General features: G+C 57.0%; 18 protein-coding genes, 3 tRNA genes and 3 rRNA genes. 15 read left to right on the top strand and 9 right to left on the bottom strand.

Going from position 1 to position 21,276, the window contains the following annotated elements:
* Window positions 1–17: 17 nt before the first annotated feature.
* Window positions 18–2,171, bottom strand: a complete 2,154-nt coding sequence (locus CLV87_RS05850) for a transglycosylase domain-containing protein (RefSeq protein ID WP_176556013.1) — start codon at window positions 2,169–2,171, stop codon at window positions 18–20.
* A 293-nt stretch (window positions 2,172–2,464) separates the two neighbouring features.
* On the opposite strand from CLV87_RS05850, the gene CLV87_RS05845 reads away from it, so the two are divergent.
* The 4 genes from CLV87_RS05845 (at window position 2,465) to CLV87_RS05830 (ending at window position 5,267) form a co-directional block, all read left to right on the top strand.
* Window positions 2,465–2,803, top strand: a complete 339-nt coding sequence (locus CLV87_RS05845; RefSeq protein WP_099244701.1) for a P-II family nitrogen regulator — start codon at window positions 2,465–2,467, stop codon at window positions 2,801–2,803.
* 29 nt (window positions 2,804–2,832) lie between these two features.
* Window positions 2,833–4,170, top strand: a complete 1,338-nt coding sequence (amt, locus tag CLV87_RS05840) for an ammonium transporter (RefSeq protein WP_099242864.1) — start codon at window positions 2,833–2,835, stop codon at window positions 4,168–4,170.
* 246 nt (window positions 4,171–4,416) lie between these two features.
* Entirely contained in the window at window positions 4,417–4,623 is a 207-nt protein-coding gene (locus CLV87_RS05835; RefSeq protein ID WP_099242866.1) for a cold-shock protein, read from the top strand.
* A gap of 92 nt (window positions 4,624–4,715) precedes the next feature.
* Window positions 4,716–5,267, top strand: coding sequence for a hypothetical protein (locus CLV87_RS05830; protein ID WP_133840702.1), 552 nt, complete (start codon window positions 4,716–4,718; stop codon window positions 5,265–5,267).
* Between the two features lie 96 nt (window positions 5,268–5,363).
* On the opposite strand, the gene CLV87_RS05825 is transcribed toward CLV87_RS05830, so the two are convergent.
* The 4 genes from CLV87_RS05825 to pgsA are packed head-to-tail and all read right to left on the bottom strand — an operon-like array spanning window position 5,364 to window position 7,539.
* Window positions 5,364–6,131, bottom strand: coding sequence for a FadR/GntR family transcriptional regulator (locus CLV87_RS05825; protein ID WP_099242870.1), 768 nt, complete (start codon window positions 6,129–6,131; stop codon window positions 5,364–5,366).
* 51 nt (window positions 6,132–6,182) lie between these two features.
* Window positions 6,183–6,623 (bottom strand): molybdenum cofactor biosynthesis protein MoaE, encoded by a 441-nt coding sequence (locus tag CLV87_RS05820; protein WP_099242872.1) that lies wholly within the window; start codon window positions 6,621–6,623, stop codon window positions 6,183–6,185.
* A 3-nt stretch (window positions 6,624–6,626) separates the two neighbouring features.
* On the bottom strand, window positions 6,627–6,872 hold the full coding sequence (moaD, locus tag CLV87_RS05815; RefSeq protein ID WP_099242874.1) for a molybdopterin converting factor subunit 1: 246 nt from the start codon (window positions 6,870–6,872) through the stop codon (window positions 6,627–6,629).
* Window position 6,873: 1 nt separating this feature from the next.
* Complete coding sequence (gene pgsA, locus CLV87_RS05810; RefSeq protein WP_099242876.1) at window positions 6,874–7,539, bottom strand: CDP-diacylglycerol--glycerol-3-phosphate 3-phosphatidyltransferase; 666 nt, start codon at window positions 7,537–7,539, stop codon at window positions 6,874–6,876.
* 112 nt (window positions 7,540–7,651) lie between these two features.
* Here pgsA and CLV87_RS05805 point away from each other — a divergent pair, with 112 nt between their 5' ends.
* Window positions 7,652–8,059 carry an META domain-containing protein gene (locus tag CLV87_RS05805; RefSeq protein WP_099242878.1) on the top strand — a complete coding sequence of 136 codons (408 nt, stop codon included), beginning with the start codon at window positions 7,652–7,654 and terminating at the stop codon, window positions 8,057–8,059.
* Here CLV87_RS05805 and recO read toward each other — a convergent pair.
* The 4 genes from recO to era all read right to left on the bottom strand — a co-directional run bounded on the left by recO (window position 8,025) and on the right by era (window position 10,472).
* Window positions 8,025–8,756 carry a DNA repair protein RecO gene (gene recO, locus CLV87_RS05800; RefSeq protein ID WP_099242880.1) on the bottom strand — a complete coding sequence of 244 codons (732 nt, stop codon included), beginning with the start codon at window positions 8,754–8,756 and terminating at the stop codon, window positions 8,025–8,027. The genes CLV87_RS05805 and recO overlap by 35 nt on opposite strands.
* Before the next feature lie 122 nt (window positions 8,757–8,878).
* Window positions 8,879–9,241 (bottom strand): hypothetical protein, encoded by a 363-nt coding sequence (locus CLV87_RS05795; protein WP_099242882.1) that lies wholly within the window; start codon window positions 9,239–9,241, stop codon window positions 8,879–8,881.
* Window positions 9,238–9,567: a DUF1491 family protein gene (locus CLV87_RS05790; RefSeq protein WP_099242884.1), complete on the bottom strand. Its 330-nt coding sequence runs from the start codon at window positions 9,565–9,567 to the stop codon at window positions 9,238–9,240. The genes CLV87_RS05795 and CLV87_RS05790 overlap by 4 nt, the downstream gene beginning before the upstream one ends.
* Window positions 9,567–10,472, bottom strand: coding sequence for a GTPase Era (era, locus tag CLV87_RS05785; RefSeq protein ID WP_099242886.1), 906 nt, complete (start codon window positions 10,470–10,472; stop codon window positions 9,567–9,569). The genes CLV87_RS05790 and era overlap by 1 nt, the downstream gene beginning before the upstream one ends.
* Window positions 10,473–11,343: 871 nt before the next feature.
* On the opposite strand from era, the gene CLV87_RS05780 reads away from it, so the two are divergent.
* The 10 genes from CLV87_RS05780 to kdsA all read left to right on the top strand — a co-directional run bounded on the left by CLV87_RS05780 (window position 11,344) and on the right by kdsA (window position 21,224).
* Window positions 11,344–12,805: ribosomal RNA gene (locus CLV87_RS05780) — 16S ribosomal RNA — on the top strand.
* Between the two features lie 143 nt (window positions 12,806–12,948).
* A tRNA-Ala gene (locus tag CLV87_RS05775) sits at window positions 12,949–13,024 on the top strand.
* 109 nt (window positions 13,025–13,133) lie between these two features.
* Window positions 13,134–13,210: transfer RNA gene (locus CLV87_RS05770), tRNA-Ile, on the top strand.
* A 497-nt stretch (window positions 13,211–13,707) separates the two neighbouring features.
* Window positions 13,708–16,527: ribosomal RNA gene (locus CLV87_RS05765) — 23S ribosomal RNA — on the top strand.
* A 224-nt stretch (window positions 16,528–16,751) separates the two neighbouring features.
* A 5S ribosomal RNA gene (gene rrf / locus CLV87_RS05760) occupies window positions 16,752–16,866 on the top strand.
* The 16S, 23S and 5S rRNA genes sit together here with 3 tRNA genes alongside, the layout of an rRNA operon.
* A gap of 177 nt (window positions 16,867–17,043) precedes the next feature.
* A tRNA-Met gene (locus CLV87_RS05755) sits at window positions 17,044–17,120 on the top strand.
* 399 nt (window positions 17,121–17,519) lie between these two features.
* Window positions 17,520–18,209 (top strand): sugar transferase, encoded by a 690-nt coding sequence (locus tag CLV87_RS05750; protein WP_099242888.1) that lies wholly within the window; start codon window positions 17,520–17,522, stop codon window positions 18,207–18,209.
* 119 nt (window positions 18,210–18,328) lie between these two features.
* Window positions 18,329–19,288, top strand: a complete 960-nt coding sequence (locus CLV87_RS05745; protein ID WP_099242890.1) for a KpsF/GutQ family sugar-phosphate isomerase — start codon at window positions 18,329–18,331, stop codon at window positions 19,286–19,288.
* Entirely contained in the window at window positions 19,288–20,085 is a 798-nt protein-coding gene (locus CLV87_RS05740; RefSeq protein ID WP_099242892.1) for a 3-deoxy-manno-octulosonate cytidylyltransferase, read from the top strand. Before CLV87_RS05745 ends, CLV87_RS05740 begins: the two co-directional genes overlap by 1 nt.
* Before the next feature lie 302 nt (window positions 20,086–20,387).
* Window positions 20,388–21,224, top strand: a complete 837-nt coding sequence (gene kdsA / locus CLV87_RS05735) for a 3-deoxy-8-phosphooctulonate synthase (RefSeq protein ID WP_099242894.1) — start codon at window positions 20,388–20,390, stop codon at window positions 21,222–21,224.
* The last annotated feature ends 52 nt before the right edge of the window (window positions 21,225–21,276 follow it).

Below are 21,276 nucleotides of genomic sequence, written 5' to 3'. Positions count from 1 at the left end.
TGGGTCAGCGACAGCCGTTAATTCCCCCCCAGAATGTCGCGCAGAACCTGGTTCAGGATCGAATCTCGCACGCGTTGGTCGCGTGGCGCGGGCTGCGGGGCTGGTTGCGGTGCCGGGGCCTGCACCACCGGAGCCTGCGAGGGCAAGGGCTTGGCCGGGATGCCTTGGTGCACGCGTGTCATGACCTCGCGCCAGATCTCGGCGGGCAAGCCGCCCCCGGTGACGCCCGACAGCGGGGTGTTGTCATCATAGCCCATCCAGACACCGGCCACGTAATCGGCGGTAAAGCCGACAAACCAGGCATCGCGTGCCTCTTGGCTGGTGCCGGTTTTGCCAGCGACCGGGCGGTCGGACAGGCGGGCGCGGGCGCCGGTGCCTTCGGCGACGACCTTTTCCATCATCCAGATCAGCTCGCCCGCGGCGCGAGGCTGGATCACACGTTCGCCAATGCCGCCGCCGGCCCCCATCAGCGGGGTGTCATCACCGCGCAGGCGCAGCTCGGTCAGGCCATAGGGCGTCACGGAGGAGCCACCATTCAGGATGCCTGCATAGGCACCGGTCATCTCGAGCAGGGTCGCCTCGGAGGAGCCAAGCGCCATGGACGGTGTGTCCTTGAGATCGCGATAGATGCCGAAGTCGCGGGCGACCCGCATGACCAGATCGCGCCCGACAGATTCGGAAATCTTGACCGCTGGAATGTTGAGCGAGTCTTTCAGCGCATCGGTCAGGGTGACGCGGCCCTTGAAGGTCTTGGTGTAGTTCTTGGGGCACCATTCGCCGGAACCAGGGATGTTCATACAGAACGGTTCGTCCAAAACGGTGTCGAGCGGGCCATAGCCCAGTTCCAAAGCGGTCGCATAAACAAAGGGTTTGAAGGCGGAACCGGTCTGACGGACCGCTTGGCTGGCACGGTTGAACAGGCCTGACGCATCGGTTTTGCGTCCGCCGATCATGGCGCGCACGGCACCATCGGCAGACATGACCACCACGGCGACCTCGGCCTTGGATCCTTCGCGCACCTTTTCAGAGAAAACCTTGTTGACCGCTTCGGCGGTGGCGGCCTGCAGGCGTTGGTCCAGTGTGGTGCGGATCAGCACGTCTTCGGTGGTGTCGCGGGTAAAGAATTCAGGGCCCGAGCGCATGACCCAATCGGCAAAATAACCCCCGGCAGACATTTGCGCCTCGGCGGCCAGGGTGGCCGGGTTGTTTTGGTAATGCCGTGTTTCTTCGGCGGTGAGATAGCCCTGTTCGTTCATCAGGCGCAGCACGGTGGCGGCGCGATCTTGCGAGCGTTTCAGGTTGGCCGTGGGGGCCATGCGGGTCGGGGCCGTCAGCAGCCCGGCAATCATCGCCGATTCGGCTGGGTTCAGGCTGGCGGCGGTCTTGTTGAAATAGCGCTTGGCGGCGGCTTCGGCCCCATAGGCCCCGCCGCCCATATAGGCGCGGTTCATATAGATCGCGAGGATGTCATCCTTGGAATACTTACTTTCCATCGCCATCGCATAGATGGCTTCCTTGATCTTGCGCTGGATATTGCCGCGGCGGCAATCGGCGACAAAGGCCGACTCGCTTTCCCATTCGCTGGGGTCGTAGGTATTGCCGAGGCAAAGCAGTTTGGCGGTCTGTTGGGTGAGGGTCGAGCCGCCATGACCGGACAGGGGGCCGCGCCCTTCGCTCAGGTTGATGCGCACCGCGCTGGCAATGCCGCGGGGGCTGAGGCCGAAATGGTTGTAGAAACGTTTGTCCTCGGTGGCGACAATAGCGTTTTTCAGGTGTTTCGACACCCCGTCAGCTGTAACCGCGCCGCCATATTGATCGCCGCGTCGGGCATAGACCGCGCCATCGCGATCCAGCAGGGTGACAGAGCCGCGCGCGCGTCCATCAACGATTTCAGAGACTTCGGGCAGGCCCGCACGGGTGTAAAACACCGCTGTGCCGATGATCATCGCCAGAACCAGCGAGACAAAGACAGTGGTGCGCCAGATCAACCGCCAGAGCCAGCGAAAGATGCCGATAAAGAAGGCCGCAATGGGATTGCGACGGCGCGCGGTCTTGCGCTTGGCTGGTTTGCGGCGTTTCGGGGCGGGCTTTTTGGTGGGTTTCTTGGCACCTGCACGCGGATAGCGTTTATCCGCCACCAATCGCCCCGGTTTTCGTCCTGAGTTACTCATCAATTCTGCCTGCCTGAATGCTGCCCGACTACGGGTGCCTCGTTTTCATTGATACGATTCTATCTTGTTCTTTGGCGAATGTTGACCACCTCAAACTGCCATATACACTTTTTGTTTAGCTTAAATTTTGAGCATTAACCATGCTGTGCGCATTTTTTGTGCGCTATTTCCGCGAAGTTGCCCGTTTTTGTGGCTGAAAGCTTCAATCTGCGCCGCCGACAGGCTTTTTCTGCATTTGCGAAATACGCGAGGGGACGCTCGGGGGTGACCCCGATGAGATGAAAGGGAACAAGGTGAAACTGATCATTGCAACGATCAAGCCGTTCAAACTCGAAGAGGTGCGCGAAGCGCTCACCGGGATCGGGGTGCGCGGCATGATGGTGACCGAAATCAAGGGCTTCGGCTCTCAGTCCGGTCACACCGAAATCTACCGTGGCGCTGAATACGCTGTGAACTTCGTACCCAAGATCAAGCTGGAGATCGTCGTATCGGCCTCCATGGCGGATCAAGTGGTCGATACCATCAAATCCACCGCTCAGACGGGCAAGATCGGCGATGGCAAGATCTTTGTTCTGGATGTGGCGCAGGCCGTGCGGGTGCGCACCGGCGAAACCGACGCGGACGCGCTGTAAGCGCGACCAAGAAATCAAGGGAAGAAACGATGATGAATTTCAAGACACTCGCCTCGGCGGCTGTTCTTCTGGCCCTGCCCTCGCTGGGCCTGGCACAAGAAGCAGACGTCACGCCGCCGAACGAAGAGATCGGCTTTATCTTTACAACCTTCATGTTCCTGGTCGCCGGTTTCCTGGTGTTCTGGATGGCCGCAGGCTTTGCCATGCTCGAAGCCGGTCTGGTGCGCTCCAAGAACGTCACGATGCAGCTGACCAAGAACATCGCGCTGTTCTCGCTGGCGGCGATCGCCTATTACGTGGTTGGCTACAACTTGATGTATCCGGGTGACGCCTGGACCATGGACGGCGTAATCGGCGCGTTCAAACTGGCGGTGCTCGAGCCGGTTGGCCTGGCCGAAGCCACACCTGATCTGACCTATGCGTCTGTTGGTTCCGACTTCTTCTTCCAGTTGATGTTCTGTGCCACCACCGCGTCTATCGTGTCCGGTACTCTGGCCGAGCGTATCAAGCTGTGGCCCTTCCTGATCTTCGTGATCCTGCTGACAGCCTTCATCTATCCAATCCAGGCCTCCTGGAAATGGGGTGGTGGCTTCTTGGCACCGGGTATCGACGGTCAAGTTGACTTCCAGGACTTCGCTGGTTCCACTGTTGTGCACTCTGTGGGTGGCTGGGCCGCTCTGGCTGGCGCGCTTCTGCTTGGGCCACGTCTGGGCAAGTACAAAGATGGCCGCACTGTTCCCTTCATGGGTTCCAACCTGCCGTTGGCAACTCTGGGTACGTTCATCCTGTGGCTGGGTTGGTTCGGCTTCAACGGCGGTTCGCAGCTTTACATGGACACAGCCGGTAACGTTGCTGACATCTCGCGCATCTTTGCTAACACCAATACCGCCGCTGCTGGTGGTGCGATTGCAGCCCTGCTGCTGACCCAGATCCTCTACAAAAAGGTCGACCTGACCATGGTTCTGAACGGCGCATTGGCCGGTCTGGTGTCGATCACTGCCGAGCCGCTGACCCCAACCCTGGGTGTGGCCACTCTGATCGGTGCTGTTGGTGGTGTGATCGTGGTCTTCGCGGTTCCATTCCTGGACAAGCTGAAAATCGACGACGTTGTTGGCGCGATCCCGGTTCACCTGTTCGCCGGTATCTGGGGCACCATCGCGGTTGTCTTCACCAATGACGCGGCCACCATCGGCCAGCAGCTCTACTCGATCGTTGTGGTTGGTGTGTTCGTCTTCGCCGTCAGCTTTGCGATCTGGTTCATCCTCAAGATGACCATGGGCATCCGGGTTGGCGAAGAAGAAGAGATCACCGGTCTCGACATGGCCGAGCTGGGCATGGAAGCCTATCCGGAATTCACCAAGGGCTAAGCCCCGCGTGACATGAAATGAAGAGGCCCGGATCCATCGATCCGGGCCTTTAGCTGTTTGACGTGACTGTGACGTGTTTATGACTGCCAAAGAAAAGACTTTCATTTATGCGGTATAGAACTTATCTAATCTGCGCGACGTTACCTCTTTCGACTTCTCTACTCTTCGCAGGGTCAGGCATCGATTTAGCACTGACTTAGCCACACTGCCGAATAGTTCGGGCAGATTTGAGATAGGAGAAAGACAATGGCCAACGGCACTGTCAAATGGTTCAACACCACCAAAGGTTACGGCTTTATTGCCCCTGAAACCGGCGGCAAGGACGTATTCGTTCATATTTCCGCGGTCGAACGCTCGGGCCTGACCGGCCTGGCGGACAACCAGAAAGTCACATTCGACATCGAACCCGGCCGCGATGGCCGCGAGAGCGCGGTGAATATCGCTCTGGCGTGAGCTAAAAGTCAGATCGCTTTGGAAGGCCCTTCAAATATGAGGGGCCTTTTGCTTTCTTAGCGGCATACGTGATTGTTGATTTGGAGATTGTGATGCAGCGGCGTAGTTTGATGTTCGGTGCGCTATCAAGCCTTTTGGGTGCGAATTTGGTCAGAGCGGGAGGGGTCCCGGATTGGGTGCCGGTTCCGAAATGGTCGCCTGAGGTTATCCCGGATTTGAAAACTGTTTCCGAGCGCATGGTCTATTACTTTGGCAGCAAATACGATTATGTGTTGTTTTCCCACTCGACCTGTTGCGTCCTTGATAAGGGCAAAGAGGAACAGGCCGCGATCGACACCGCAATGCAGATCCTGCTGGATATTGTCGGTTTTCACCCCGATTTTGCGACTCGCACCATGACCGATGGGGCAGTCTTGGTGTCCTATAATGAGTCAGCATTCAACGTGTTGCCCGCAGAGTTTACTCTGGAAAACCAGGCTTGGGTGGCAGCGGAACACCTTCAGGGATTAACCGAAGGAGAGGCTCTTTGGGGCAAGGGCGGGTTGAATAAATTCGACCAAGAGGCTCAGATGGGCTTGCTAGGGCGGAGCTATATGTTTCTCGACGCTGAGGCGCGGGATGTGGTTCAGGTGATACGCGGGTAAGGCTTAAGGGATAGGTGACCTACCAAGGCGGCGGAACCAAAAGTTTTAAATAAAACTTTTGCAAATTCCGTGGACGGAATTTGGTAGCGCCTGGTCTTAGCGGTTGTTTTCCTGTTCCAGGCGTTGGCGCGCGATGATTTCGTTTTGTTCGGTCTTGCGATTTTCGAACAGGCTCGCTTCGACATAGCTCAGATGATCCTCGACTGCCTTTCGGGCGGCTTCGGGGTTGCGGGCCTGGAGCGCGTCATTGATCCGCCCATGTTGTTCCAGCAGTTGATCGCGGGTGGTGCGTTGGCGGAACATGATGGTCCGGTTGTAGAAAACCCCTTCGCGCAGCAGTTGATACATCGACCGCATCATATGCAGCATGATCACGTTATGGCTGGCCTCGATAATGGCGAGGTGGAAATCAGCATCCAGATGCGCCTCTTCTGCCGGATTGCGTTTGGAATGGGCGGCGCACATCTTGTCAAAGATTTTTTGGACCACATCCAAATCGGTGTCGCTGCCATGGGTGGCGGCGCGCTCTGCCGCCAGCCCCTCCATGTCGCGGCGAAAGGACAGGTAGTCAAACACCGCCTCGTCGTGATTGGCAAAGAGCTGGGTCAGAGCCTCGGAAAAGGCCGATCCCAGGAATTCGGTCACAAAAATCCCAGCCCCGGCCTTGCTTTCCAGCAATCCACGATCCTGCAGGGTTGCGATGGCCTCGCGCAGAGAGGGGCGCGACACGCCCATGCGCTCTGAAAGTTCGCGCTCGGAGGGCAGGCGTTCGCCGGGCCGAATGATCCCGCGCAGAATCAGTAGTTCGATCTGATCGACAACAGCGGCAGAGAGTTTTTCAGGCTTGACCGGGGTAAAGGGCATGGGGGGCTCGTTTCAAATTGGTAAGGTCAGCTTACCAACGAGAAAGGGAAATTACCAGCGATCCAGCGCCGCCTCATCCTCATCCCTTGCGGCGACCCAACCGGCATCCTGTGCCGTGTGCTCTTTCTTCCAGAAAGGCGCGCGGGATTTGAGGTAATCCATCAGATATTCCGCCGCTTCAAAGGCATCCTTGCGGTGGCGCGCGGCGGTGGCGACCATCATGATTTTTTCGCCTGCGCCCATGCGGCCATAACGATGGATGATCAGCGCATCCCCGAGTGACCAGCGCTCCACCGCCTCGGCGGCGATCTTTTCCAGCGCTTTTTCGGTCATGCCCGGATAGTGTTCGATTTCCATGACATCCAGGCCGCCAGCGACATCGCGCACGATCCCGGCAAAGGTAACAATAGCGCCCATATCATGGCGACCATTGGCAAAACTCTCGGCCTCTTGGCCATAGTCAAACGGGGCTTCCTGAACGGTGACGCGCATGGTTCAGCCGCCTGTCATGGGTGGGAAAAACGCCACTTCCTGTGCGCCCTCCAGCGGGGAATCAAAATCGCTCAGCTCTTGGTCAATGGCGACGCGCAGGGCCGACAGATCGGCAAAGGCCGCCTCATACCGTTCTTCGCGTCCGCGCAATTCGGCGATCAACTCGTTGACTGTGGTGGCGTTGGTTTCGATCTTTTCCTTGGGCAGACCGATACGCTCGCGCACCCAGGCAAAGTAAAGCACGTTCATGTTAACGGTCCTCTCGCAGCAAAGGCAGGGCCTTGCGGAAATAGTCAAACCCGGTGATCAGGGTCAGCGCGGCGGCCACCCAAAGCAGCACCAGCCCAATATCCCCCGACCAGATCATCCCGGTATATTTCCAGCGTAGCCCCAGCACGTCTTCCTCTTGTCCGTCCAAGATAGATTGGAACATCGCCTGATCCATGCCAAAGGCAGACATGCCCAGGTAATGTTCGAATACGCCCTGGGCAAAGAGGATGGCAATTGCGACCATCTGGGCGGTTGTCTTCCATTTGGCGAGCTGCGTGACCTTGAGCGTTCCGGCGACATCGCCGAGAAATTCACGCAGCCCCGAGACAAAGACCTCGCGGAACAGGATCACCGTGGCGGGCAGGACCAGCCAGGGTGACATCGAAGAATAGCCGACGATCACCATCAAGGCGATCACCACCATGGCCTTGTCTGCGATCGGGTCCAACATCGCGCCAAGCTTGGTTTCCTGTTTCCAGGTCCGCGCCAGATGGCCGTCAAACCAATCGGTGACGGCGGCCATGATGAACAGGATCAGGGCGGCCCAATCGGCAAAGGGGCGATGGAAATAGAGAAACATAAGCGCCAGGGCCGGGGCGGCCAGTAGACGCAGGGCGGTCAGGATATTTGGTATCGTCCAAGTCATTAACCCCTTCCTATCGTGGATTTCCCTGTTGTGAAAGGTGGCAGGGCGGGCTTGCACAATGGGTCGCGGGAGCACATTTGTGATAATGTGAATAAAAGCGTGAGGTTTGACGATGCGCGTGATGGGAATCGTGATGTTCGCGGCTTTGTCAGCCTGTTCCGGTGACGAAGGCGTGCGTGCCTATGGGGCGGCGGATAAGGTGTGGCACCTGACCCAGATTGATGGGGCGGATTTTGGCGCGGATGCCACTTTGATCTTTCCCAAGGCGGGGCGTGTGACCGGGCGTGCGCCCTGCAATAGCTGGTCTGCCCCACAAACCGCGCCTTATCCCTGGTTCGATCTTGGCCCTGTGGCGGCGGCCAAAATGGCCTGCCCGGATCTGGCGGCAGAGCAGCGGTTTTTTGATCATCTGGCCAAGATGAGTATCTCCGAAGTGTCGGGTGATGTCCTGGTGCTGTCCAATGATCAGGGGGGGGAAATGATTTTTACCGCTCGATCAGAATCGCCAGTCGATCCATAAAGGCCGCGCGGGCCGGGGGGAGGGCGCTGTCGCTCAGACTGTTGGCCAATTGGTTTTCGACAAAATGCCCAGTGGTGCGCAGGGCGGTCAGGATTTCGCGATCATCCATAGGGCTGTCGCCCAGCAGGACCGGGGGCAGGGGCAGGAGCCGGTCGATCCACTCCCCAGCGGCTGAGGCCGTGACCGCGCGCCCGGTGCGGGGAGAGATATAAGCAAGGTGATCATTGGCCCCGCTGATGGCACATTGGCTGAGATCGAGCCCGAACCCCATTTCCTCAAGCAACAGCATTTCCCAGCGCAGATAGGCCAGCGGCCAAATCTCGGTCTGACCCAATAGGTCGAGCAATTGTTCGGTTTGTTGATAGAGTTTGGGATAAGGCGCGCGATCGGGTAGGGCGAAACCCAAGAGCGAGATCACGGTGTTCAGACCCGCTAGCGAAAGACGATCCCCCATGGCCGCGGCGGCGCGGGAGCGTTGGGGTTCCATGGTGAAGGCGCCCAGATGCTCTTCGACCCGGGCGCGCCAGGTGAGATCCAGTTGGGCACCGGGTTGCAGATGCGGGGTGTTCTTGCGCGAGATGCCGCCGCGCAGCACGCCGGCATGGCGGCCATGCTCTGGGGTGAACACGTCAAGGATCAGCGAAGTCTCGCCATGTTTCCGTGTGTTCAGCAATATGCCAGTGTCGCGCCATTCCATGGCTGCAGGGTGATCGCTGATCAGGGCAGGTGCAAGCTGTTATGCGGTATGCAGCAAGCTGCATCCAGATTAGTCGGGCTTTGCCCTCCGGTGGGTGTGTGTTGCACGCGTGTTGCGCCGCCTCAGCGGGGGTGCTTGGGGAGGGGAAGCACAAGGAAGAGGCCCGCGAGAAGGATCAGCGCGAGGATCATGCCCTCGACCGGGGTGACCCAGCCCTGATAGATGCTGGCGAACATGGCGGTGGCGGCGGTCGCGCACAAGGCAAGATGCCTGAGAATATGGCGGGCTTTGAGGGCGGGTCTGAGCAGGTAGAGTAAAAGCGCGGCACTGCTTGGAAAGACCGTGAGAACAAAGATCAATTGGTAGAGTGCCGAAGGTGGCAGAAGTGTCGCCGCGAGGCCCGCAGCAAAGTAGAACCCGGCAATGGCGGATATGAGTGACATGAGCGCAAAGCTTAGGCGTGGCGCGCGGTTTCGCCAGTTCATGTCAGCCCGTCTTGGTCCAAGAGGTGACGACCAGCGCGGTCTTCGACCTCGATCACCCAAAGATCCGGGTCAAAGCTGCGCTGTTTGGTGATGCTGGCATCCACATCGGATTCGATCCCGGTGGCGAGTTCATTCCAGACCCGCTCACCGCTCATCAAATCAAAGCCCCGGGTAAAGGCGCGGGCCTGACCGTCCAGCGTGTTGAGCTTGATCAGAACCGATCCGGCGGTGTCATCGCCATGGGCCACCACAAAGGCAGGAATATCCGCAAAGCGCAGCCGCGCCAGATAGGCATCGACCCAAAAGCGCGCCGTCAGTTGCGCCATCAATTGCCGTCCTTGAAATCCAACCCCATCTCGGAATAACGCTCAGCCTCTTCCAGCCATTTCTCACGCACTTTGACCTGCATAAAGAGGTGGATCTTGCGACCGAGGAATTCTTGCAGCTCTTCCCGCGCGGCTTTGGAGATCGCCTTGATGGTTTCGCCTTTATTGCCGAGCACGATGCCCTTGTGTCCGTCACGCGCCACATAGATCACCTGATCGATGCGGGCCGAGCCATCCTTGCGCTCTTCCCAGCTCTCAGTTTCGACGGTTAGCTGGTAGGGCAATTCCTGATGCAGACGCAAGGTGAGCTTTTCACGGGTCATTTCGGCGGCAATCATGCGCATGGGCAGATCGGCGATCTGATCTTCGGGATAAAGCCAAGGGCCCTCGGGCAGCTCGCCGGCCAACCATTCGCGCAGAGCGTCGACCCCGTGGCCCTTTTCGGCGGAGATCATAAAGGTCTGTTCGAACCCGTAGCGTTCGTTCAGGTCTTTGGAGAGCGCCAGCAGGTCTTCGGCCTTGACCCGGTCGATCTTGTTGATGGCCAGGGCAATGCGACGCCCTTTGCCGATTTCTTCAAGACCGTCGAGAATGCGTTTTACACCATCAGTGACACCGCGATGCGCCTCGACCAGCAATACGATAATATCAGCATCCGCCGCACCACCCCAGGCTGCGGCCACCATGGCGCGATCCAAACGGCGCTTGGGTTGGAACAGGCCGGGCGTGTCGACAAAGACCAACTGGCTGTCCCCTTCCAATGCGACACCACGAATGCGGGCGCGGGTGGTCTGCACCTTATGGGTCACGATCGAGACCTTGGCCCCCACCATGCGATTGGTCAGGGTGGATTTGCCCGCATTGGGCTCTCCGATCAGGGCGACGAATCCGGCGCGGGTGGTCATGGCGTTTTGATACTCCGTAAAAGCAGACGCTGTGGGATAGCGTAAGGAGGGGGATTTGCCAATGCAATCGCACTTGCCGGCTGCGCACTGTATATAATGTGACGCGGAGTTGGGGGATTGGGGGGCGAAAGCAGATTGCGCGCATGTTTGGTTTCACTAGGGCGCGCGATTCAGCCCGAGTCCTGTCGCGCATTTGTGGCCAGAATAGGCGCGGCATCTATATCTTGGGGTGCGTTGGTGCTGCGATGCAGCGTTGGGTTGCGACCCAACAGGGTTGCGCTCGATGTTTTAAGGGGAGACAGAGAAAAAGATGCCGCTAACTGATTGTTTTTGTGTGCTTTTCAAGAAAAGTGCAAAAAAGATGGGAAAAACTGAAAAAAGGGGTTGCGGGTGTGAGGTGTTATCCGTAGAACCCCCTTCACCGGCGGCGCTGAGGCGCTAACGGGACGCCAGGCGGGGCGACGGAGCGAGGCTCTGAAGCGCAAGACGGTAAGAAATTTGAGGCAGATTGAGCGGGTTGCGCCAGAAAGATTTTGGCGCTTCCGGTTGATTTTGTCTCTGGGGATTTTCCCCACGTTGTTTGACATAGCTAATATCTGAAGAGATATGTGGGCGCCTTGGTTCAAATCGATGGATCAAATGTCTGCATATCAGCATTCTTAGAGTTTCGGCTCGATGATAGAATGTCAGCTTCACTGTTTGAGGCGGCTTTCGGTTTCTGATGAAACCTGAAGCACAATCAAACAGATGACTTCTGATGCGTCTCCGTTCCTAGCCGGGTGGAGATAGGGACCATGCCCCCAAAGCTGGTTCTGAAGTATCAGAGATGTGCAGAGGTTCGAACGTCAAGGATAAGCTGGTAACAGCTTTTCAACTTGAGAGTTTGATCCTGGCTCAGAACGAACGCTGGCGGCAGGCCTAACACATGCAAGTCGAGCGCGACCTTCGGGTTGAGCGGCGGACGGGTTAGTAACGCGTGGGAACGTACCCAGATCTAAGGAATAGCCACTGGAAACGGTGAGTAATACCTTATACGCCCTTCGGGGGAAAGATTTATCGGATTTGGATCGGCCCGCGTTAGATTAGGTAGTTGGTGCGGTAACGGCGCACCAAGCCTACGATCTATAGCTGGTTTTAGAGGATGATCAGCAACACTGGGACTGAGACACGGCCCAGACTCCTACGGGAGGCAGCAGTGGGGAATCTTGGACAATGGGCGCAAGCCTGATCCAGCCATGCCGCGTGAGTGATGAAGGCCTTAGGGTCGTAAAGCTCTTTCGCCAGAGATGATAATGACAGTATCTGGTAAAGAAACCCCGGCTAACTCCGTGCCAGCAGCCGCGGTAATACGGAGGGGGTTAGCGTTGTTCGGAATTACTGGGCGTAAAGCGCGCGTAGGCGGACCAGAAAGTTAGGGGTGAAATCCCGGGGCTCAACCCCGGAACTGCCTCTAAAACTCCTGATCTAGAGTTCGAGAGAGGTGAGTGGAATTCCGAGTGTAGAGGTGAAATTCGTAGATATTCGGAGGAACACCAGTGGCGAAGGCGGCTCACTGGCTCGATACTGACGCTGAGGTGCGAAAGTGTGGGGAGCAAACAGGATTAGATACCCTGGTAGTCCACACCGTAAACGATGAATGCCAGTCGTCGGGTAGTATACTATTCGGTGACACACCTAACGGATTAAGCATTCCGCCTGGGGAGTACGGTCGCAAGATTAAAACTCAAAGGAATTGACGGGGGCCCGCACAAGCGGTGGAGCATGTGGTTTAATTCGAAGCAACGCGCAGAACCTTACCAACCCTTGACATCCTGTGCTACATCCAGAGATGGATGGTTCCCTTCGGGGACGCAGTGACAGGTGCTGCATGGCTGTCGTCAGCTCGTGTCGTGAGATGTTCGGTTAAGTCCGGCAACGAGCGCAACCCACATCCTTAGTTGCCAGCAGTTCGGCTGGGCACTCTAGGGAAACTGCCCGTGATAAGCGGGAGGAAGGTGTGGATGACGTCAAGTCCTCATGGCCCTTACGGGTTGGGCTACACACGTGCTACAATGGCAGTGACAATGGGTTAATCCCCAAAAACTGTCTCAGTTCGGATTGGGGTCTGCAACTCGACCCCATGAAGTCGGAATCGCTAGTAATCGCGTAACAGCATGACGCGGTGAATACGTTCCCGGGCCTTGTACACACCGCCCGTCACACCATGGGAGTTGGTTCTACCTGACGACGCTGCGCTAACCTTCGGGAGGCAGGCGGCCACGGTAGGATCAGCGACTGGGGTGAAGTCGTAACAAGGTAGCCGTAGGGGAACCTGCGGCTGGATCACCTCCTTTCTAAGGATGATGCTAGATTGATAGGCTTGCCTATCACGTGCATCACTTAGCAACGGTCTCTTACCTTTGGAGACCAAACATTGAACGGACCAGGTCGTCCTCATATCTCTTCAGACACGCGATCCTCACCGGAGGATCATCAAGGGGCCTTAGCTCAGCTGGGAGAGCGCCTGATTTGCATTCAGGAGGTCAGCGGTTCGATCCCGCTAGGCTCCACCAGAATTGGCCCTTGTAAACCACATTGGGCTGACTGGCCGCTCTCGACAGACTTTGCAGAGCAAAGTCGTCTGCCGCGGCAACGACGTTTTTTGCAAAGCAAAAAACATCTGGGTCGGTAGCTCAGGTGGTTAGAGCGCACGCCTGATAAGCGTGAGGTCGGAGGTTCAAGTCCTCCTCGACCCACCACCCTGCACTTTGCTTGCAAAGTGTCAGGTATCCTGGTTCATCCAAGAGAAAGTGACAGGGTATTTTGCTTTAGCAAAATGTCCCGAGAGCGCCTCTCAGGAAGCCTCACTTCTTCGATTTGATCGAACAGCAGTTACTCAACTTCTGTTCCGTCCAATCGGACAAAACAGAGTTCTGCAAGCGGAACTCGTTTGAAATCGTTTAGAGATAATCAATCAACATTGCTTGGTTGCCATAAGTAAGTGGCCAACCTCGCTGGGTTCTCTTCGGAGAAGGTTGATCCCTGGTCTAGCCGGCCATTGATCGATATCCCCAGTCGAAACGAGCAATTGTTGTCCAAGTCAAGTACACTAACCCGGTGTCACGCGAGTGGCACCATTGTCCTAACGCAAGTTAGGGCGGGAAAATGTATGCATTGATGCAGTAAGATGGATGTCTCCCTTTGCCGGGTTCTCATCCTTCGCAAGGCTTTAACAAGTCTCGCTCTTACTGGATCAAATCAAGCGCGAGAAGGGCGTTTGGTGGATGCCTTGGCAGTAAGAGGCGATGAAAGACGTGATACTCTGCGATAAGCCATGGGGAGCTGAGAATAAGCTTTGATCCATGGATCTCTGAATGGGGCAACCCACCTGAAAGTTCATTATAATTACTTCGGTACTTTATAGTGGGCTTAACCAGGTACTTTTGACCTGAATACATAGGGTCTTAAGAGCAAACCCGGGGAACTGAAACATCTAAGTACCCGGAGGAAAGGAAATCAATTGATACTCCCCTAGTAGCGGCGAGCGAACGGGGACCAGCCGAGCCTTGAACGTGATCAGAATGTGTTGGGAAGCACAGCCATAGTGGGTGATAGCCCCGTATGAGAAGCGTGATGGGACGTATTAAGTAGGGCGGGACACGTGAAATCCTGTCTGAAGATCGGAGGACCACCTTCGAAGGCTAAGTACTCCTTACTGACCGATAGCGAACCAGTACCGTGAGGGAAAGGTGAAAAGCACCCCGACGAGGGGAGTGAAACAGTACCTGAAACCGAACGCCTACAATCAGTCGGAGGCTCCTTGAGAGCTGACGGCGTACCTTTTGTATAATGGGTCATCGACTTGGTCTATCTAGCAAGCTTAAGCCGTTAGGTGTAGGCGCAGCGAAAGCGAGTCTTAATAGGGCGTCGAGTTAGATGGATCAGACCCGAAACCGAGTGATCTAGGCATGACCAGGATGAAGGTAAGGTAACACTTACTGGAGGTCCGAACCCACACCTGTTGAAAAAGGTCGGGATGAGTTGTGCCTAGGGGTGAAAGGCCAATCAAACTCGGAGATAGCTGGTTCTCCGCGAAATCTATTTAGGTAGAGCGTCATCCGAATACCCCGGGGGGTAGAGCACTGGATGGGTAATGGGGCCCCACAGGCTTACTGATCCTAACCAAACTCCGAATACCCGGGAGTACTAGATGGCAGACACACTGCGGATGCTAACGTCCGTAGTGGAGAGGGAAACAACCCTGACCTACGACTAAGGCCCCCAATTCATGGCTAAGTGGGAAAGCAAGTGGGACGACCAAAACAACCAGGAGGTTGGCTTAGAAGCAGCCATCCTTTAAAGATAGCGTAACAGCTCACTGGTCTAAATAAGTTGTCCTGCGGCGAAGATGTAACGGGGCTCAAGCCATGAGCCGAAGTCTAGGATGCCGTAAGGCATGGTAGCGGAGCGTAGTGTGACATAGAACTCATCCTCTTTAGTCTTCTTCGGAAGGCCTTGGAGGATAGAGTTCTTTCGATGAAGCCGGGCTGTAAGGCATCCGGTGGAGAGATCACTAGCGAGAATGATGACATGAGTAGCGACAAAGAGGGTGAGAGACCCTCTCGCCGAAAATCCAAGGGTTCCTGCTTAAAGCTAATCTGAGCAGGGTAAGCCGGCCCCTAAGCCGAGGCCGAAAGGCGTAGGCGATGGGAACCAGGTTAATATTCCTGGGCCAGAAGGAAGTGACGGATCGGAGCGGCGTGTAGTCCTTATCGGATTGGGCTGCATCTTAACCGGTTCCTGGAAATAGCCCTTCATGAGACCGTACCCTAAACCGACACAGGTGGATAGGTAGAGTATACCAAGGCGCTTGAGAGAACGATGTTGAAGGAACTCGGCAAAATACCTCCGTAAGTTCGCGAGAAGGAGGCCCGGTACATGAGTGCCGGGGGCACAAACCAGGGGGTGGCGACTGTTTACTAAAAACACAGGGCTCTGCGAAGTCGCAAGACGACGTATAGGGTCTGACGCCTGCCCGGTGCCTGAAGGTTAAAAGGAGGGGTGAGAGCTCTGAATTGAAGCCCAGGTAAACGGCGGCCGTAACTATAACGGTCCTAAGGTAGCGAAATTCCTTGTCGGGTAAGTTCCGACCTGCACGAATGGCGTAACGACTTCCCCGCTGTCTCCAACATCGACTCAGCGAAATTGAATTGCCTGTCAAGATGCAGGCTTCCCGCGGTTAGACGGAAAGACCCCGTGCACCTTCACTACAGCTTCGCACTGGCATCAGGCACAATATGTGCAGGATAGGTGGTGGGCTTTGAAACCAGGACGCCAGTTCTGGTGGAGCCTCCCTTGAGATACCACCCTTATTCTGCTTGATGTCTAACCGCGGTCCATTATCTGGATCCGGGACCCTGCGTGGTGGGTAGTTTGACTGGGGCGGTCGCCTCCTAAAGCGTAACGGAGGCGCGCGAAGGTTGGCTCAGAGCGGTCGGAAATCGCTCGTTGAGTGCAATGGCAGAAGCCAGCCTGACTGCAAGACTGACAAGTCGAGCAGAGACGAAAGTCGGCCATAGTGATCCGGTGGTCCCAAGTGGGAGGGCCATCGCTCAACGGATAAAAGGTACGCCGGGGATAACAGGCTGATACTGCCCAAGAGTCCATATCGACGGCAGTGTTTGGCACCTCGATGTCGGCTCATCTCATCCTGGGGCTGGAGCAGGTCCCAAGGGTATGGCTGTTCGCCATTTAAAGAGGTACGTGAGCTGGGTTTAGAACGTCGTGAGACAGTTCGGTCCCTATCTGCCGTGGGTGTAGGATACTTGAGAGGAGTTGCCCCTAGTACGAGAGGACCGGGGTGAACGATCCACTGGTGGACCAGTTGTTATGCCAATAGCAGTGCTGGGTAGCTATGATCGGACAGGATAACCGCTGAAGGCATCTAAGCGGGAAGCCCCCCTCAAAACAAGGTATCCCTGAGGACCGTGGAAGACTACCACGTCGATAGGCCGGAGATGTAAGCATGGTAACATGTTCAGTTGACCGGTACTAATGGTCCGATAGGCTTGATTTGATCCAGTAAAAGCAAGACTTACCGCGCTCAAGTAGCAAAGCGGTAGCGCAAAATACTGCGATATCAAGTGCATACACCAATACACAGAACTTACTGGACAATACGGCAATAGCCGGTTGATTGAGACGATCCTCCGCGAGGGTGTGGGTTCTCGAGCCATTTTGCACAGCAAAATGCTCTGCCACCCACTCGTCGTCCGGAGGACGACATTGCTATTTATTCGGTTTGGTGGTCATAGCGAGAGCAAAACACCCGGATCCATCCCGAACCCGGCCGTTAAGTGCCTTTGCGCCGATGGTACTGCATCTTAAGGTGTGGGAGAGTAGGTCACCGCCAAACCTAATAAATAGCAATAAATATCTCCGAATGATAAAGAATATCCCCGATATCCCAACCGATAAAGGGGCTTAGGGTCCAAATCGCAAATGCGGCGGCCCGAAACTTGGTCAACCCCCAAAAGGGGAAACGCCAAAACGCACTCAAGTAGCCGCTAGGCGGTAGTGCACTAACAAGTGTCGCGGGATGGAGCAGCCCGGTAGCTCGTCAGGCTCATAACCTGAAGGTCGCAGGTTCAAATCCTGCTCCCGCAACCAAATCTACAAAAACGGCCCGTGAAGCATTGCTTCCGGGCCGTTTTGTATTTGGTCTTTGAGAAAACCGTTTTTGGAGCCTGGCTCGTTTGGCTGTGATGCACGGAAACCCGGTGACGTGACGGGCGATTCCCTAGTTTGCGTCTGTATGCTGAGTTAACGCAGAGAGGTGATGCTTGTGGTTGTGTGCCAGTGACGTAACCGGCATTTGCGTCATCCCATGCCTGCCCTGGCTCGGCAGAAACCTGGCAAAATTGGCTTATTTTTTACCCTGATTTGAGTCTTTTCAACGTTAACCTTTTTCTGCAGCTGCAAAATCATTGACACGTCATATAGCGAGGTTAATAAATCCTTAAACAATATCTATTTCTTTTTTGTTAACCTCTTTGGGCTGCCAAGGTCATGTTCGACATCGATATCCAGAATAGCGAGTCACTGCATGTGACGACGCGCCACTCTTCCCAGATTTTGGGCCAGATTTCAGGTCAAAACTCCGGGCAAACCTGGTTTTTCAACCTCTCCAAACGCGCCTTTGATCTGTTTGTCAGTTTCTTTGCGCTGCTGCCCTTTGCGCTGATCAGCGCCCTGGTTCTGCTGGTGCTGAACCCGTTCTGGAATCGCGGCCCGCTGATTTACAAACAGCAGCGCATGGGGCGCGATTGCAAACCCTTCACCGCGTATAAATTCCGCTCCATGCGGCCCGAAGGCACGATCAAACGCGCCGCGAATGATCCGCTGGAAACCGATCGGATCACGCCGCTTGGGGCGTTTCTGCGCAAGTCTCGTATTGATGAGCTGCCGCAAATCTTCAATGTTCTCAAGGGGGATATGAGCCTGATCGGTCCGCGCCCCGATTATATCGAACATGCCAAGAATTACCTCACCAGCGTGCCGGGCTATCAAAAGCGCCACGCGGTGCGCCCGGGCATCAGCGGGCTGGCCCAGGTGGAACTGGGCTATATCGAAGGCATCGAGGGCACGCGCCGCAAGGTCTATGCGGATCTGCATTATATCGCCAATCGCAGCTTTGCGATGGAGACCTTTATCCTGTGGCGCACCCTGGACGTGGTTTTGCGCCGCGGCGGGGCCTGACCCTGTCTGCTTGAACCCGCTGCTTTTGGCGGGTTCGCATTGATCCCCCTTCAATATCCCCCTCGCTTCGGGCTAAGACCGCATGAGCGCATTGTTTCTCGCGCGATATGAGGTCCCGTATGTCCCACCCCCCAGCCACGATTTCCGAGACCGCGCGCCGCGTGCTCGATGTAGAGATGCGCGGGCTTGAACAGCTTGCCCAGGATCTGCCCGGTGATTTCACCGCCTTTATCGAGGCGGTTCTGTCCATGTCCGGGCGCTTGATCGTCTCGGGTATCGGCAAATCCGCCCATATCGGTCACAAGATCAGCGCCACCCTGGCCAGCACCGGCACGCCCTCGCTGTTTGTCCATGCCACCGAGGCCAGCCATGGCGATCTGGGCATGATTGTTCCGGGCGATATTGCCATCGTGATTTCGAATTCGGGCCAGACCCGCGAGCTGCAGGATCTGGTCAGCTATTGCAAACGCTTTGATATTCCCATGGCGGGGATCTCGGCCAATCCCGACAGTGTGCTGATGCGTGCCGCCACCTATCAGCTGTTGATCCCCAAGGCCGAAGAGGCCTGTTCGATCGGCATGGCGCCGACCACCTCGACCACCATCACCCTGGCGCTGGGGGATGCGATTGCCGTGGCGCTGATGGAACAGCGCGGCTTTACCGCGGATCATTTCAAGAATTTCCATCCCGGCGGCAAGCTGGGCATGCAACTGGCCACGGTGGGGGATCTGATGCATGGGGGGAATCTGCCGCTGGTGACGGGGGACACGCCCATGTCGGATGTGCTGCTGGCGATGACCGCCCATGGGTTGGGCGCCGCTTTGGTGGTGCGTGATGGCCAGCTCAGCGGCTTTATCACCGATGGCGATTTGCGCCGCCATATGGATGATCTGCTGTCCAAAACCGCCGCCGATATTGCCACAAAGGACCCGACCACCATGCATCCAGATGATTTCGCCGCCGAGGCGATGGCGGTGTTGAACCGTCTCAAGGTCAATGTGCTGCCGATCCTGGATCAGCAGGGGGCACCGGTTGGTCTCTTGCATATGCAGGATCTGGTGCGCGCGGGGGTGGTGTGATGAAGGTCGTTATCCTCATTCCCGCCCGCTATGCCTCGACCCGCTATCCGGGCAAACCTTTGGCGGAACTGACCCTGCCATCGGGTGAAAAACAGTCTCTGATTCACCTCAGCTGGCAGGCCGCGCAGCGCGTGTCCGGCGTGGCCGAGGTGCATGTGGTCACCGATGATGAGCGTATTCGCGATCATGCTTTGGGCTTTGGGGCCTCGGTGATCATGACCAGCCCGGAGGCCGAGAATGGCACCGCCCGCTGCGCCGAAGCCCTGGCCAATGGCGCGATTGAGGCGGATCTGATTGTGAACCTGCAAGGGGACGCGCCGCTGACCCCGGAATGGTTCGTCGAAGACCTGATTGCCGCCATGGCAGAGGACCCCGAGGCCCAGGTCGCCACGCCGGTGTTGCAATGTGATCCGCTCACCTATGGTCATTTTGTCGAGGATCGCCAGGCGGGCCGCGTCGGCGGCACCACCGCCGTGTTCAACGCCAAGCATCACGCGCTCTATTTCTCCAAAGAGGTGCTGCCCTATATCGATCCCGACAAGGTGCCGGATGAGAATATCCCGGTCTATCACCATGTTGGCGTCTATGCCTACCGCCCCGCCGCTTTGCGTGCCTATGCCAGCTGGCCGGTCTCGCAGCTCGAAACCCTTGAGGGGCTGGAGCAGCTGCGCTTTCTGGTCAATGACACGACGGTGCGCTGTGTCGAGGTCGAAGGGCGCGGCCGGGTGTTCTGGGAGCTGAACAACCCCGAAGACGTGGCGCGGATCAATTCTGTTTTGGGTGGTGTTGGAGCCTAGTGGGTTCCCCTCCACGCGGAATCAAGGGCCTCTGGCCCGCCGCGTGATCGTCATGCCAGAGGCATGCCTTCGGCATGACCCGCCCCCCGGGTGGGCGATTGTGCTTACGTCTGGGTGAACACAGATGTTGGAGAGAGTTTGGCAAAGATAAAGTGGCAGAAACGAATGTGCCTTCGCCAACCCGCGGGAGGGCGATCACGCGTCTCAACGCTCCCCAGTAACCAGTCGACACCGCCCTCGCCTTATGCCAAGCAAACACAGCCCCGCAACGCTGATCACATGCGCCGGAAAGGAGCCTTTCAATGTCCGTAACCGATACCAAAACCGTGATGGTGGGCGATGTGCCCTTTGGCGGCGCCAACCCGATCTCTTTCATCGCCGGCCCCTGCCAGCTGGAAAGCCGCGACCATGCCTTGATGATGGCGGAAAAAGTGGCCGAGGCCTGCGCGCCCACCGCGTCGAAATTCGTCTTCAAGACCAGCTATGACAAGGCCAACCGCTCCTCCATCGGATCAGCGCGCGGCATTGGCATGGAGGAGGGGTTAAAAATCCTGTCGGAGGTGCGCGACACCTTCGGCTGCCCGGTCATCACCGATGTGCACGAGACCAGCCATTGCGCCGCCGCTGCCGAGGTGGTGGACGTGATCCAGATCCCCGCCTTTCTTTGCCGTCAGACCGATCTCTTGCTGGCCGCTGGCCGCACCATGAAGCCGCTCAACATCAAAAAGGGTCAGTTCCTGGCCCCTTGGGAAATGGGCAATGTCGCCGAAAAAGCCGCCAGCACCGGCAATGACCAGATCATGCTCTGTGAGCGCGGCACGTCCTTTGGCTATAACACCCTGATCAATGATTTCCGTGGTCTGCCCACCATGGCAGAGACCGGCTATCCGGTGATCTTTGACGCCACCCATTCGGTGCAACAACCGGGCGGGCGCGGCAATTCCTCGGGCGGAGAGCGCAAATTCGTCGCCACCCTGGCCCGCGCGGCTTGTGCCGTGGGCGTGGCGGGCCTGTTCATCGAGACCCATCAGGACCCGGACAATGCCCCCTGTGACGGCCCCAACATGATCCAGGTCGATCAACTCGCCACCCTCATCGCACAGCTGCGCGATTATGATGCGCTGAGCAAGGGGCTCTGACCCTCGAGGTTTCTTTGGGCCAAAAATATCCCGGGGAGTCCGCCCCAAGGGG

Origin of the sequence: Pelagimonas phthalicica (assembly GCF_004364805.1) — a bacterium.
Lineage (GTDB): Bacteria > Pseudomonadota > Alphaproteobacteria > Rhodobacterales > Rhodobacteraceae > Pelagimonas > Pelagimonas phthalicica.
Note: the sequence above shows the minus strand (reverse complement) of the source record. Positions and strands in the feature narration are given on the sequence as shown.